At 65.4% G+C, this 13,482-nt stretch carries 11 protein-coding genes; 10 read left to right on the top strand and 1 reads right to left on the bottom strand.

Annotation, left to right across the window (positions count from 1 at the left end):
• The first annotated feature begins 23 nt into the window (after nt 1–23).
• The gene (locus ACSQ22_RS10160; RefSeq protein WP_121422335.1) at nt 24–1,010 is read left to right on the top strand and encodes an ABC transporter ATP-binding protein; all 987 of its coding nucleotides are present in this window, start codon (nt 24–26) and stop codon (nt 1,008–1,010) included.
• Entirely contained in the window at nt 1,007–2,017 is a 1,011-nt protein-coding gene (locus tag ACSQ22_RS10155; protein ID WP_436130224.1) for an ABC transporter ATP-binding protein, read from the top strand. Before ACSQ22_RS10160 ends, ACSQ22_RS10155 begins: the two co-directional genes overlap by 4 nt.
• A gap of 153 nt (nt 2,018–2,170) precedes the next feature.
• Here ACSQ22_RS10155 and ACSQ22_RS10150 read toward each other — a convergent pair whose 3' ends face one another.
• Nucleotides 2,171–3,091, bottom strand: a complete 921-nt coding sequence (locus ACSQ22_RS10150) for a LysR family transcriptional regulator (protein ID WP_056745237.1) — start codon at nt 3,089–3,091, stop codon at nt 2,171–2,173.
• 161 nt (nt 3,092–3,252) lie between these two features.
• Here ACSQ22_RS10150 and ACSQ22_RS10145 point away from each other — a divergent pair, with 161 nt between their 5' ends.
• The 8 genes from ACSQ22_RS10145 (at nt 3,253) to ACSQ22_RS10110 (ending at nt 13,375) form a co-directional block, all read left to right on the top strand.
• The gene (locus ACSQ22_RS10145; protein ID WP_436130223.1) at nt 3,253–5,379 is read left to right on the top strand and encodes a 3-hydroxyacyl-CoA dehydrogenase NAD-binding domain-containing protein; all 2,127 of its coding nucleotides are present in this window, start codon (nt 3,253–3,255) and stop codon (nt 5,377–5,379) included.
• Nucleotides 5,380–5,482: 103 nt separating this feature from the next.
• Nucleotides 5,483–6,658, top strand: a complete 1,176-nt coding sequence (locus ACSQ22_RS10140) for an acetyl-CoA C-acyltransferase (protein WP_436130222.1) — start codon at nt 5,483–5,485, stop codon at nt 6,656–6,658.
• A gap of 162 nt (nt 6,659–6,820) precedes the next feature.
• Entirely contained in the window at nt 6,821–8,017 is a 1,197-nt protein-coding gene (locus tag ACSQ22_RS10135) for an acyl-CoA dehydrogenase family protein (RefSeq protein WP_436130221.1), read from the top strand.
• 10 nt (nt 8,018–8,027) lie between these two features.
• On the top strand, nt 8,028–9,161 hold the full coding sequence (locus ACSQ22_RS10130; protein WP_436130220.1) for an acyl-CoA dehydrogenase family protein: 1,134 nt from the start codon (nt 8,028–8,030) through the stop codon (nt 9,159–9,161).
• A gap of 4 nt (nt 9,162–9,165) precedes the next feature.
• The gene (locus ACSQ22_RS10125; RefSeq protein ID WP_436130219.1) at nt 9,166–10,002 is read left to right on the top strand and encodes an oxepin-CoA hydrolase, alternative type; all 837 of its coding nucleotides are present in this window, start codon (nt 9,166–9,168) and stop codon (nt 10,000–10,002) included.
• Nucleotides 9,999–11,246, top strand: coding sequence for a CaiB/BaiF CoA transferase family protein (locus tag ACSQ22_RS10120; RefSeq protein ID WP_121422342.1), 1,248 nt, complete (start codon nt 9,999–10,001; stop codon nt 11,244–11,246). The genes ACSQ22_RS10125 and ACSQ22_RS10120 overlap by 4 nt, the downstream gene beginning before the upstream one ends.
• Nucleotides 11,247–11,324: 78 nt before the next feature.
• Nucleotides 11,325–12,332: a Bug family tripartite tricarboxylate transporter substrate binding protein gene (locus ACSQ22_RS10115; protein ID WP_121507517.1), complete on the top strand. Its 1,008-nt coding sequence runs from the start codon at nt 11,325–11,327 to the stop codon at nt 12,330–12,332.
• A 38-nt stretch (nt 12,333–12,370) separates the two neighbouring features.
• Complete coding sequence (locus ACSQ22_RS10110) at nt 12,371–13,375, top strand: Bug family tripartite tricarboxylate transporter substrate binding protein (RefSeq protein ID WP_228897313.1); 1,005 nt, start codon at nt 12,371–12,373, stop codon at nt 13,373–13,375.
• Nucleotides 13,376–13,482 lie beyond the last annotated feature (107 nt).

The raw sequence follows: 13,482 nt of genomic DNA, 5'->3' as shown, positions 1-13,482 counted from the left end.
AGAACAAGAAAAGCGATATCCCCATGAGTCTCCTAGAAGTCAAAAACCTCGTTGTCGAATTCCCGGGCCGTCGCGGTACCCTGCGCGCCCTGGACGACATTTCCTTCTCCATTGCACCCGGCGAGATCCTGGGGGTGGTGGGGGAGTCCGGCGCGGGCAAATCGCTCACTGGCGCTGCCATCATCGGCCTGCTGGAGCCCCCGGGCCGCGTGGCATCTGGCCAGATCCTGCTCGAAGGCCAGCGCATCGACAACCTGAGCAATGAGGAAATGCGCCACATCCGTGGCCGCCGCATCGGCGCGATCTTTCAAGACCCGCTGACCTCGCTGAACCCGCTGTACACCGTGGGCCGACAGCTCACCGAAACCATCCTGGCCCACCTGCCGGTCACGCCCGCCGAGGCGCGCCAGCGTGCCATTGCGCTGCTGCAAGACACCGGCATTCCGGCCGCTGCAGAGCGCATCGACCACTACCCGCACCAGTTCTCCGGTGGCATGCGCCAGCGCGTGGTGATTGCCCTGGCCCTGGCGGCCGAGCCCAAGCTCATCGTGGCCGATGAGCCCACCACGGCGCTCGACGTGTCCATCCAGGCGCAGATCATCACGCTGCTGAAAAACATCTGCAAATCGCGCGGTGCCGCGGTGATGCTGATCACCCACGACATGGGCGTGATCGCCGAGACCTGCGACCGCGTGGCCGTGCTGTATGCCGGGCGCGTGGCCGAGATCGGCCCCGTGCACGACGTCATCAACAAGCCCTCGCACCCGTACACCAGCGGCCTCATGGCCTCCATCCCCGACATGACGGTGGACCGTGAACGCCTGAACCAGATCGACGGCGCCATGCCCCGTCTGAACGCCATTCCCCAGGGCTGTGCCTACAACCCGCGCTGCCCCCAGACTTTTGACCGCTGCATGACTGATCGCCCCGACCTGATGGACGCAGGCTCCACCCGCGCCGCCTGCTGGCTGCACGCTGGTGCCACGACAAAAACCGAGGTGACCGCATGAGCGCAGCAATGAAAAGCAAGGCTTTGGTGCAGGCGCACGACCTGGCCAAGACTTTTGACGTGTCCGCCCCCTGGCTCAACCGCGTGATCGAGCGCAAGCCCCGCACGCTGCTGCATGCGGTGGACGGCGTGAGTTTCGAGATCGAAAAAGGCAAGACCCTGGCCCTGGTGGGTGAGTCCGGCTGCGGCAAAAGCACCGTGGCGCGCCTGCTGGTGGGTTTGTACGAGCCCACACGCGGCGGCCTCACGTTTGACAACCAGGATGCGCACGCCGCCTTCAAGGGCAACGACGCCAAGGCCATGCGCCGCCGCATCCAGATGATCTTCCAGGACCCGTATGCCAGCCTGAACCCCCGCTGGCTGGTCGAAGACATCATTGGCGAGCCGCTCAAGGAGCATGGCCTCATCACCGACAAGGCTGAGCTCAAGCAGCGCGTGGGTGAACTGCTCAAGTCCGTGGGCCTGTCGCCGCTGGACATGGTGAAATACCCGCACCAGTTCTCCGGCGGCCAGCGTCAGCGCATCTCCATCGCGCGCGCCTTGGCCACCGAGCCCGAGTTCCTGGTGTGCGACGAGCCGACGAGTGCGCTTGACGTGTCGGTGCAGGCCCAGGTGCTCAACATCATGAAGGACCTGCAGCGCGAAAGGCACCTCACCTACCTGTTCATCAGCCACAACCTGGCCGTGGTGCGCCACGTGAGCGATCAGGTCGGCGTGATGTACTTGGGCCGCCTGGTGGAGCTGGCCGACAAACACACGCTGTTCGACACACCGCGTCACCCCTACACGCGCATGTTGCTCGATGCCATCCCCAAGATGCACGACACCGGCAAGGCCCGCACCCCCGTGCAGGGCGAGGTGCCGAACCCGCTGAACCCGCCGCCCGGTTGTGCGTTCAACCCGCGCTGCCCCCACGTGAATGACCGCTGCCGCACCGAGCGCCCCCAGCTCCTGAGCATTGGCGGCATTCGCATTGCGTGCCATGCGGTGGAGGAAGGGCGGATCTGATGCCAGCCGCCACGCGGGTTTGCTGACGCGCGGCGGAGGGACTCATCCGGCATTGCTACTGTCGCAGTAGCGATTGCTATCAATAAAATAGCTGCTAGCGCAATGAATACATGCGCTTGCGGCTATTTTTGCTTGTAAACGCGCAGAAGATGCTCATCCTGGCTCCGCAGTCACTCCTTGGCCGGCTGCCGGCAGGGCCCGCCCCAGCAGGTAGTCAATGCACGTGCGCACCGCACGCGTCTGGTGGCGGTTGGGCATGTAGAGCATGAACATCTGGGTGCCAAAAATGCTCAACCGCCAGTCGTCCAGCGTGGTCAGCACTTCCCCACTGGACACGGCGTCCTGCACCACGTAATCCGGTACCAGCCCTACGCCCAGCCCTGCCAGGATGCCTTGGCGCAGAAACGGAAAGTGCTCCGAAATGAGGGTGGGCTCCAGCAGGGCTTCCTGGCGCTGGTCACCCCGGTACCCGCGCAGGCGCAGCTGCTTGCCCACCACCCCTGCGGTGATCACCGGCGCGGCCTGCAGCGCTTCAAAGCTTTGGGGCAGCCCATGCGCCTCGGCGTACCCGCGCGATGCGCAGGCGATGTAACGCACGCTGCCCAGGTCGCGCGCCACGAGCGTGGGCGGGGGTTCGGGCATCACGCGGATGGCGATGTCCACCTCATCGCGGATGAGGTCGTCCACCCGGTTTTCGAAGCGCACATCCAGCACGATGCCGGGGTACAGCCGCTTGAAGTCGATCAGCCAGTCTGACATCACCATCTGCCCGTAGCCACTGGGCACGCTCAGGCCCACGCGGCCCTGCAGGCCCTGGCCCAGCGTGGCAATGGTCTCGCGCGCAGCCAGCATCTCGTTCTGAATGGCGCGGCCATGGGCATACAGGCGCAGGCCCACCTCGGTGGGCTCCACCCGGCGCGTGGTGCGGCGCACCAGCTGCACACCCACTGACTTTTCGAGCTGGTGCAGGTGGTAGCTGACGTTGGCACGGGACATCTTCAGGTTGCGGGCGGCCTGGCTGAGGTTGCCGGCATCGAGGATGTCGACCAGCACGGTGAGGGAGGTGAGTTCCATTGAACAGGGAGGCGGCGCGGGATGCCGTTGTGGGGGTGTTTGTCAAAAGGCGTTTGACAGTCTGTCAACGGGCTATGTAATTGTCAAGATAACTTCACGCATCAACAATCACCGAGTCATTCACAGGCAGTCAATAGCCATCGACCAGGAGACTTTCCAGCATGGGCGCCGCCATTCCCGCATCTTCCGTTGTCACCACCGCGCTGCAGGGCGATGTGCTTGTCGTCACCATCGACAACCCACCCGTCAACGCCCTGGGCGCCGCCGTGCGCCAGGGCCTGTTGGCCGCCATGCAGCAGGCGCAGGCCGACGCCGCAGTGGCGGCCGTGCTGCTGGTGGGCGCTGGCAAGGCCTTCATTGCCGGGGCGGATATCCGCGAATTCGGCAAGCCACCGGTTGCCCCCATCCTGCCCGAGGTCTGCCGCGCCATCGAAAACCTGAACAAGCCCGTGGTGGCCGTGCTGCACGGTGCGGCGCTGGGCGGCGGTCTCGAAGTGGCTCTGTCAGCCCATTACCGCCTGGCATTGCCTGCCGCTACGCTGGGCCTGCCCGAGGTGAACCTGGGCCTGCTGCCCGGCTCGGGAGGCACCCAACGCGCCCCGCGCTTGATGGGCGTGCAGGCCGCCACCACCCTCATGCTCAGCGGCCAGCCCCTCAAGGCACAGGCCGCACTGCAGGCCGGGCTGGTGGACAAGGTGGTGGAAGGCACCGACCCGCTGGCCGCAGGCCTGGCCTACGTGCGCGAACTGCTGGCTGCCAACGCCCCCGTGCGCCGCACGCGTGACCTGGCCATTGCCGAGCCGCAGGCTGCGCTGGCCTGGCTGGACGAACAGAAGGCCGAGACCGCCAAAAAGTCGCGCGGCCTGTTCTCGCCCCTCAAGATCATCGAATGCGTGCATGCTGCGCTGCAACTGCCGTTTGACGAAGGCATGGCCCGCGAGCGTGCGCTGTTCATGGAGTGCCTGGACAGCCCGCAGCGCGCCGGTCTCATCCACGCCTTTTTTGCCGAACGCGAGGTCGTCAAGGTGCCCGAAGCACAGGCCGCACAGCCGCGCCCCGTGGCCAGCATTGCCATCATCGGCGGCGGCACCATGGGCGCGGGCATTGCAGTGGCAGCCCTCGATGCCGGCTTGCCGGTGACCATGATCGAGCGCGACGCCGAGTCCATCGCCCGTGGCCGCGCCAATGTCGAGAAGGTTTACAACGCCCTGGTGGCCAAGGGCCGCATGACTGAAGCTGCCCAGGCCGCCGTGATGGCGCGCTACACCGGCAGCACCGACTATGCCGACATCGCCCAGGTGGACCTGGTGATCGAGGCCGTGTTTGAAGACATCGAAGTCAAGAAGGCCGTGTTCCGCGAGCTGGACCGCACGTGCAAGCCTGGTGCGGTGCTGGCCACCAACACCTCCTACCTCGACATCGACGCCATTGCCGCTGCCACCGGCCGCCCGCAGGATGTGATCGGCCTGCACTTCTTCAGCCCCGCCAACATCATGAAGCTGCTGGAGATCGTGGTGCCCGCCAAGGTGGCGCCCGACGTGGTGGCCACGGCATTCGAGCTGGCCCGCAAGCTGAAAAAGGTGCCTGTGCGCGCCGGTGTGTGCGACGGCTTCATCGGCAACCGCATCCTGGCCGTGTACAAGCAGGCCGCTGACTACCTGCTGGAAGACGGCGCAAGCCCCTACGAGATCGACGCTGCCGTGCGCGGCTTTGGTTTTGCCATGGGCCCCTTCCAGGTGACGGACCTGGCCGGTGGCGACATTGGCTGGGCCACCCGCAAGCGCCGCGCCGCCACGCGCGACCCCAAGGCCCGGTACGTGGAGATTGCCGACCGCATCTGCGAACGCGGCTGGTTCGGGCAAAAGACCGGGCGCGGGTTCTACCTGTACCCTGACGGTGCTCGCACGGGCCAGCCCGACCCGGAAGTGCTGGCCATAGTGGATGCCGAGCGCGCCAAGAAAGGCGTCACGCCCCGCAGCTTCAGCGCCGACGAGATCATGCGCCGCTACATGGCCGCCATGGTCAACGAAGGGGCCAATGTGGTGCACGAGGGCATTGCCCTGCGCCCGCTGGATGTGGATGTGACCTTTGTCGCAGGCTACGGCTTTCCGCGCCACCGTGGCGGCCCCATGAAGTGGGCCGACATGACGGGGCTGGACAAGGTGCTGGCCGACATCGAGGCCTTTGCCAAGGAAGACCCGCTGTTTTGGAAGCCCTCGCCTTTGCTGGTGCAACTGGTGCGGGAAGGGCGCAACTTTGACAGCCTGAACCAGGCTGAAAAGAGCTGAGCCCGCCTCGCGATTCGATTTTTCAGATTCATCAAATTCAAATAATTTTGGCCTCTAGCGCTTGATTAATAAGCGCAAGCAGCTATTAAATCAGGAGCAAATCATGCGTGAAGCCGTCATCGTTTCCACCGCCCGCACCCCGCTGACCAAGTCGCACCGGGGCGAGTTCAACGCCACGCCCGGCCCGCAGCTGGCGGCCTTTTCCGTCAAGGCAGCGGTCGAGCGCTCGGGCATCGACCCCGAGCTGATCGAAGACCTGGTGATGGGCTGCGGCTACCCCGAGGGCATCACGGGTAAGAACATTGGTCGTCAGACGGCACTGCGCGCCGGCTTGCCGCTGTCGGTGGCGGGCATGGTGGCCAGCCGGTTTTGCGCATCGGGTCTGCAGTCGGTGGCGATTGCCGCAGGCCGCATCGTGGCCGAGGGCGTACCCGCCATGGTGGCCGGTGGGGTGGAAAGCATCTCGGCCATCCGCGCAGGCAACCCGGCAGACATCGACCCCTGGCTGCAAGAGCACAAGCCCGACCTCTACATGGCCATGATCGATACCGCCGACATCGTGGCCCACCGCTACCGCATCAGCCGCGAAGACCAGGACCTGTTCTCGCTGCAAAGCCAGCAACGCACCGCCGCCGCACAGCAAGGCGGCGTGTTCGCCGACGAGATCGTGCCCTGCACCACGCGCATGATGGAAAAGAACAAGGAGACCGGCGAGGTCACCTACCGCGAAGTGACGGCCACGCACGACAACTGCAATCGCGCCAGCACCACGCTGGAAGGCCTTGCCAAGCTGGAGCCGGTGAAAGGTCCGGGCCAGTTCATCACCGCAGGCAACGCCTCGCAGCTGTCCGACGGCTCCAGCGCCTGCGTGCTCATGGAAGCGAAAGAAGCCGAGCGCCGTGGCCTGCAGCCCCTGGGCGCGTTCCGTGGCTTTGCGGTGGCCGGTTGCGAGCCCGACGAAATGGGCATTGGCCCCGTGTTTGCCGTGCCCAAGCTGCTGGCGCGCCACGGCCTCACGGTGCAGGACATTGACCTGTGGGAGATGAACGAAGCCTTTGCCTCGCAGGCCCTGTACTGCCAGCGCCGCCTGGGCATTCCGTCCGAGCGGCTGAACGTGAACGGCGGAGCGATTGCCATTGGCCACCCCTTTGGCATGACGGGTGCACGCCTGGTGGGCCACCTGCTGCTCGAAGGCCGCCGCCGCAAGGCCAAGTACGGCGTGGTGACGATGTGCATTGCCGGTGGCATGGGCGCTGCAGGCCTCTTCGAAATTTATTGAAACACCCCCTGAGCGGCTGGCGCCGCTTCCCCCTCTCCTGCGGGAGGGGGACGACGCCCTCGCTGCGGGGCGGCCCTTGCTCGGCGTCCCCCGCGTGGGGCGCGCCGGTGCGAAGGCCGTAGACAGGCGCACAGCGCCATGGATGACTGAGGAAAACCGTCAATGGACCTGAATTTCACCCCTGAAGAAGAAGCCTTCCGCGCCGAGGTGCAGGCTTTCTTGAAAGCCAAGCTGCCCGAACGCATCGCCACCAAGGTCAAGGCCGGGCAGCGCCTGTCCAAGGCGGACCAGGATGAATGGCACGCCATCCTGAACGAGCGCGGTTGGCTGGCCAACCACTGGCCCCAGGAATACGGTGGCCCCGGCTGGGGGGCGGTCGAGAAGTTCATTTTCGACACCGAGTGCGCCCTGGCCGGTGGCCCGCGCATCGTGCCCTTTGGCGTGAACATGCTGGGCCCGGTGCTCATCAAGTTTGGCAACGAAGCGCAGAAAAAATACTGGCTGCCCCGCATCCTGAGCGGCGAGGACTGGTGGTGCCAGGGCTACTCCGAGCCCGGCGCGGGCTCGGACCTGGCTTCCGTGAAAACTACGGCTGTGCGCCAGGGCGACCACTACATCGTCAACGGCCAGAAGACCTGGACCACCCAGGGCCAGCACGCCAACATGATCTTCTGCCTGGTGCGCACCGACCGAGAAGCCAAGGCCCAGTCGGGCATCAGCTTCTTGCTGGTAGACATGCAATCGCCCGGCGTGGAGCTGCGCCCCATCCGCACGCTCGATGGCGACAAGGAAGTCAACGAAGTCTTCTTCACCGACGTGAAGGTGCCCGTCGAAAACCTGGTGGGCGAGGAAAACAAGGGCTGGACGTATGCCAAGTACCTGCTGACCTACGAGCGCACCGGCATCGCAGGCGTGGGCTTCTGCATTGCCGCACTGGCCAAGCTCAAGGTGGTGGCCGCCAAGGTGATGAAGAACGGCCAGCCGCTGGACCAGGACCCGCTGTTTGCCGCCCGCATGGCCCAGGTCGAGATTGACCTGGAGAACATGAAGACCACCAACCTGCGCGTGATTGCCGCCGTGGCGGGTGGCGGAGTGCCGGGGGCTGAAAGCTCCATGCTCAAGATCCGTGGCACCGAGATCCGCCAGGAAATCCTGTCGCTCATCCGCCGCGCGATGGGTCCGTATGCGCTGCCTTTCATCGAAGAAGCGCAGTACGAAGGCTATGCCGATGAACCCGTGGGGCCGAAGGAGGCAGCGACGGCAGCCGCGAATTACTTCAACTACCGCAAGCTGTCGATCTTTGGCGGCTCCAATGAAATTCAGAAGAACATCATTTCCAAAATGATCCTTGGTTTGTGAGGTTGCCGCGATGAACTTTGAACATACCGAAGACCGCCGCATGCTGGCGGACACCCTGAACCGTTTTGTGGCCGAGCAGTACGGGATCGAAATCCGCAACCACATCGCCTACGGCGACAGCGGCATGGACGCAGCGCTGTGGGGACGCTTTGCGGAGCTGGGTGCGATTGGCGCGCTTTTCCCCGAGGCCGATGGCGGCTTTGGCGGTGCGGGCTTTGATGTGGCCGTGGTGTTTGAAGCCCTGGGCAGTGGCCTGGTGGTCGAGCCGTTTGTGGGTGCACTCATGGTGGGCCGGGCATTGGGCCTGGCGGGCAGCGCTGCGCAAAAGGAACACATCGCCAGCATCATCGACGGCAGCACCGTGGTGACCCTGGCGCACGAGGAAGCCGGCGCGCACTACGCCCTGGACCGCGTGACCACCCGCGCCGTGCGCAATGGCGACGGCTGGTTGCTCACCGGCCACAAGGCCGTGGTGCTGCATGGCGACCAGGCTCAACTGCTGTTGGTCAGTGCCCGCACAGCGGGCGCCGTGGACGATGAAGAGGGTATCTCGCTGTTCCTGGTGCCCGCCGATGCCGCGGGCCTGAGCCGCCGTGGCATGGGCCGTGTTGACGGAGGGCGTATGGCTGAAATCACGCTGCAAAACGTGCAAGTCGGCGCCGGCGCGCTGGTGGGCTCGGAAGGCCAAGGTTTTGCCACACTGGAACATGCCGCGGGCTGGGGCATTCTGGCCGTGTGCGCCGAGGCGCTGGGCGCCATGGATGTGGCCAAGAAGCACACGCTGGAATACCTGCAAACGCGCAAGCAGTTTGGTGTGCCCATTGGCAGCTTTCAGGCCCTGCAGCACCGCATGGCCGACCTGCTGCTGGAAGTGGAGCAGGCGCGCTCTGCCGTTATCAACGCAGCGGCCGCGATGGACAGCACCGACCGCACCGAGCGCGAGCGCGCGCTGTCGGCCGCCAAGGTCACCATGGGCCGCATCGGAGCGTTGGTGGCTGAAGAAAGCATTCAGCTGCACGGCGGCATTGGCATGACGTGGGAGCTGCCCCTGTCCCACTACGCCAAGCGCCTCATCATGGTGGACCACCAGTTTGGCGATGAAGACCACCACCTGGCGCGCTTTATCGCGCTGGGTCGGAGTTGAAGCCATGGAGCAGCCACTGCCTCTGCTGCAACGCCGTGAGGGCGCGGTGCTCGTGCTCTCCAACAACAACCCTGCCGCGCGCAATGCGCTGTCGCCCGCGTTCTATGCGGCGCTGACCGAGGCACTGGCACAGGCCGAGGCCGACCCCACCGTGGGCGCCATCGTGCTCACGGGTGAAGGCGGGCACTTTTGCGCGGGCGGCGACCTGCGCCAGTTGGCCAAGCGGCGCGAGCTGCCCGTGGAAGAGCGCCGCGCCAAGCTCGAAGGCCTGCACGACCTGATCCGCACCGTGCGCGATTGCCGCAAGCCGGTCATTGCCGCGGTGGAGGGCGCTGCGGCGGGCGCCGGCCTGTCGCTGGCGCTGGCCTGCGACATGCTGGTGGCTGCGCGCAATGCCGTGTTCTCGGTCGCGTATGTGAAGGTGGGCCTCACGCCCGACGGCGGTGCTACCGCCTTCCTGGCCGAGTTTGTGTCCCGCCAGGTGTTGACCGAGCTGTGCCTCACGGGCGAACGCATCTCGGGTGAGCGGCTGCATGCGCTCGGCCCCGTCAACCGCCTGGCCGAGCCGGGCGAGGCACTCGCCCAGGCCGTGGCCCTGGCTGCGCAAGTTGCCACCGGGCCTGACACCGCGATGGCGAACATCAAGGCCCTGTGCCGCAGCGCCTATGTGCAGCCGCTGGCTGACCAGCTGGAGCTTGAGGCACAGCTGATGGTGCTGTCACAGGCCACCGAAGAATCCCGCGAAGGCATCGCTGCGTTTCTGGAAAAGCGCCCGGCCGATTTCGCACGCTTGCGCGAGGCTCCTGCCACTGCCGCTACCCAACCCGACACTACGAAATGACCACTACAACACCGACACCCCCGCTGCCCGAGGGCATGGACTTCCCGCTCGACGGCGTGCGCGTGCTCGACCTCTCGCGCGTGTTTGCCGGGCCGCTGTGCGGCCAGGTGCTGGCCGACTTTGGCGCTGACGTCATCAAGGTGGAGCACCCCGGCCGGGGCGACGACACCCGCGACTGGGGCATGCGCATCGGCAAGACCGAGACCACCTACTACAACAGCATGAACCGCAACAAGCGGTCCATCACGGTGGATTTGCAGACGCCCGAAGGCGTGAAGATCATCCGCGATTTGCTGCCGCAGTGCGATGTGGTGATCCAGAACTTCAAGACCGGTGGTGCCGAGAAGCTGGGCCTGGGCTACGAGCAGCTCAAGGCCATCAAGCCCGACCTCATCTACTGCTCGGTGGCGGGCTACGACAGTTCCGGCCCCGAGGCCAAGCGACCCGGCTACGACCTGGTGATTCAAGGCGAGGCCGGGCTGATGGCGCTGAACGGCGAGGCCAGCCAGCCACCGCTGAAGTTCGGCGTGGCTGCCGTGGACATGATGACCGGCATGTACGCGGCGCAGGCCGTGCTGGCCGCGCTGTTTCGCCGCAGCACTACGGGCAAGGGCCGCCACATCGAAATGGCGCTGTACGACTGCGGCCTGATGATCACCGGCTACTACGGGCTCGACGCCATGCTGCTGGGCCACGACCCGCAGCGCTACGGCAATGCCCACCCGTCCATCGTGCCCTACGGCATGTTCGAGGCACAGGATGGTCCGCTCATCATCGCCGTGGGCAACAACAGCCAGTTCGACAAGTTCTGCCGCCAGGTGGTGATGCGCCCGGATATCGTCGAAGACCCACGTTACGCCACCAACGTCGAGCGTGCCCGCAATCGACTGACCCTGTTGCCCCAGATGAAGGCGCTGATCGCCAGCTTCCCGCGTGATGTGCTTCTCGAACGCCTGAGCGCTGCTGGCATCCCTTGCGGCAGGGTGGCCGGCCTGCACGAGGCGCTGACCAGCGAGCGTACGCGCCGCGGCGGCCTGCTGCAGGAAATGCCCCACCCCGTGGCGGGCACTACGCATGTGTTCGCGCCGCCTTATCGACTCGATGGGCAGCGCCTGCCCATCCGCAACGCCCCGCCCACGCTGGGCGCCGCCACGCGGGAGGTGCTGCAGCAACTGCTGCAGCTGCCCGAGGCAGAGCTTGAAGCCCTGCGCGACAAGGGCGTGCTCACGCTTCCGTCGCTCTAAATACTATAAAAATAATAGCTTTAATCGCTTGCTGGGTAAGCGCTGGAGCAAATTTTCAACCTCAACCAGGAGACAAACATGAACATCACCCACATTCACCGCCGCCGCGTCCTGCAGGGCTTGGCCGCCTTGGCCAGCACCGGCCTGCTGGGTTCCGCCATGGCCCAGTCGGGCAAGGAGGCCTGGCCCAGCAAGCCCATCAAGCTGATCGTGCCCTACCAGGCCGGTGGCGCCACCGACATCACCGCCCGCACGCTGGGCGAGAAGCTTTCGGCACGCCTGGGCCAGCCCGTGCTGGTAGACAACCGCGGTGGTGCGGGCGGTGTGACCGGCACTGACCAGGCGCTCAAGTCACCGGCCGACGGTTACACGCTGCTGGTGTCGCTGGGTACCACCATGCTGATCAACCAGTACCTGTACGAGCGCCTGCCGTACCAGCCGCAAAAGGACCAGGCCCTCATCACGCAGATCGCCCTGGCTCCGGTGGTGCTGCTGGTGCATCCGCAGCTGCCGGTGTCCACCGCGGCCGAGCTGATGAGCTATATCGACCGCAACAAGGGCAAGGTCGCCTACGGCTCGTGGGGCATGGGCTCGTATGCCCACCTGGCTGGCGCCTGGCTGTCCGACAAGCACAAGGCCGACATGAATCATGTGGCCTACAGGGGCGAGGCGCCCATGCTGCAGGACCTGGTGGGCGGGCAGTTGCAAATGGCATTTGCTAGCCTGCAGTCGGCCCGGCCGTACATTGATTCCGGCCGCCTCAAGCCGCTGGCCGTGACGGGCACCCAGCGCATGGATGCGCTTCCCAAGCTGGCCACCATGGCCGAGCAGGGCATCAAGGACGAGGTGTTCCAGGTGACAGGCTGGTTGGGCATGAGCGCCCCGGCCAACACCCCGCCGGAGGTCGTGGCCCGCCTGGGCCGCGAGCTGCAGGCCGTGATTGCGCTGCCTGAGGTGCGTGAGCGCATCCAGCAGATGGGTTTCATCCCCGTCGGCAGCAGCCCCGAACAGTTCGGCGCCCAGTTCAAAAAAGATGCACCCGTCTGGGAGCGCGTGGTCAAGGTGTCCGGCGCCAAGCTGGACTGATGCAACCCCTCCAACAACCTGAGCCCGTTTTGACCCCAATGTTTGTCTCTCGCACCTTCGCAGCCCGCCGCGCCGTGCTGGCCGTGTCCGCCGCTCTGGCGGCCAGCGCCCTGTGGGGCGCGGCCCCGGCACACGCCCAAGCCTGGCCCAGCAGGATGATCAAGCTGGTGGTGCCCTTCCCGGCAGGCGGCCCTACCGATACTGCCTCGCGCATCGTGGGCCAACGCCTGGTCGAACGGCTGGGCCAGCCCGTGGTGGTGGAAAACCGTGCAGGTGCTTCGGGCTCCATCGCTGCCGCCCAGGTGGCCAAGAGCCCGGCCGACGGCTACACGCTGATGATGCTGGCCACGCCCACGCTGCTGGCGCCGCATCTGTACAAGAAGGCGGGCTACGACACGGTGAAAGACTTCACGCCCGTGGCCACGGTGTACGACCTGCCCATCGTCGTGGTGGTCAATCCTGCCCAGATGCCTTCTGTGACCGATCTGCAAAAGCTCATTACCCATGCCAAGGCCCGGCCAGGTCAGCTCAACTACACCAGCTCAGGTGCGGGCAGCTTTGGCCATTTGAGCATGGAGCTGCTCAAGCAGATGGGGGGCTTTGAAATGCAGCACATTCCCTACAAAGGGGGCGTGCCCGCCATTACCGACACCATCGGCGGCCAGGTGCCGCTGATGTACGCCGATCTGGTGGCTGCGCTGCCGCACATCCAGACGGGGAAGCTGCGCGCCATCGCAGTGGGGTCGCCCCAGCGCGTGGCCATGCTGCCCGATGTCAAGACCATCGCCGAGCAGGGCTTCAAGGGCTACGAGGCCGTCTCGTGGGGTGGTCTGCTGGCGCCGCCCGGTACGCCCAAAGCCGTGGTGGACCGCATCGCAACCGAGGTGCAGCAAATCCTGGCCGAGAAGGACACGCAGGACAAGTTGTTGACTGCAGGCGCCATCGCTGCATACCAAGCGCCCGACAAGATGGCCCGCCGCATTCAGCAGGACTACGTCAAGTGGGGTACTGTGATCCGCGACAAGGGCATCTCGAACGAGTAAGCCTGCGCACCCGCTCTCCCACAACAAAAATCAAGGAAAACATTCCCATGAAAGTTCTCGTCCCTGTCAAGCGCGTGGTGGACTACAACGTGAAGGTCCGCGTCAAA

Source organism: Acidovorax sp. LjRoot38 (assembly GCF_964252975.1).
GTDB classification, from domain to species: domain Bacteria; phylum Pseudomonadota; class Gammaproteobacteria; order Burkholderiales; family Burkholderiaceae_C; genus Acidovorax; species Acidovorax facilis.
Note: the sequence above shows the minus strand (reverse complement) of the source record. Positions and strands in the feature narration are given on the sequence as shown.

Coding starts and splice junctions, on each gene's coding strand:
- ACSQ22_RS10160 (WP_121422335.1), top strand. CDS start 24: ATGAGTCTCCTAGAAGTCAAAAACCTCGTTGTCGAATTCCCGGGCCGT.
- ACSQ22_RS10155 (WP_436130224.1), top strand. CDS start 1,007: ATGAGCGCAGCAATGAAAAGCAAGGCTTTGGTGCAGGCGCACGACCTG.
- ACSQ22_RS10150 (WP_056745237.1), bottom strand. CDS start 3,091: ATGGAACTCACCTCCCTCACCGTGCTGGTCGACATCCTCGATGCCGGC.
- ACSQ22_RS10145 (WP_436130223.1), top strand. CDS start 3,253: ATGGGCGCCGCCATTCCCGCATCTTCCGTTGTCACCACCGCGCTGCAG.
- ACSQ22_RS10140 (WP_436130222.1), top strand. CDS start 5,483: ATGCGTGAAGCCGTCATCGTTTCCACCGCCCGCACCCCGCTGACCAAG.
- ACSQ22_RS10135 (WP_436130221.1), top strand. CDS start 6,821: ATGGACCTGAATTTCACCCCTGAAGAAGAAGCCTTCCGCGCCGAGGTG.
- ACSQ22_RS10130 (WP_436130220.1), top strand. CDS start 8,028: ATGAACTTTGAACATACCGAAGACCGCCGCATGCTGGCGGACACCCTG.
- ACSQ22_RS10125 (WP_436130219.1), top strand. CDS start 9,166: ATGGAGCAGCCACTGCCTCTGCTGCAACGCCGTGAGGGCGCGGTGCTC.
- ACSQ22_RS10120 (WP_121422342.1), top strand. CDS start 9,999: ATGACCACTACAACACCGACACCCCCGCTGCCCGAGGGCATGGACTTC.
- ACSQ22_RS10115 (WP_121507517.1), top strand. CDS start 11,325: ATGAACATCACCCACATTCACCGCCGCCGCGTCCTGCAGGGCTTGGCC.
- ACSQ22_RS10110 (WP_228897313.1), top strand. CDS start 12,371: ATGTTTGTCTCTCGCACCTTCGCAGCCCGCCGCGCCGTGCTGGCCGTG.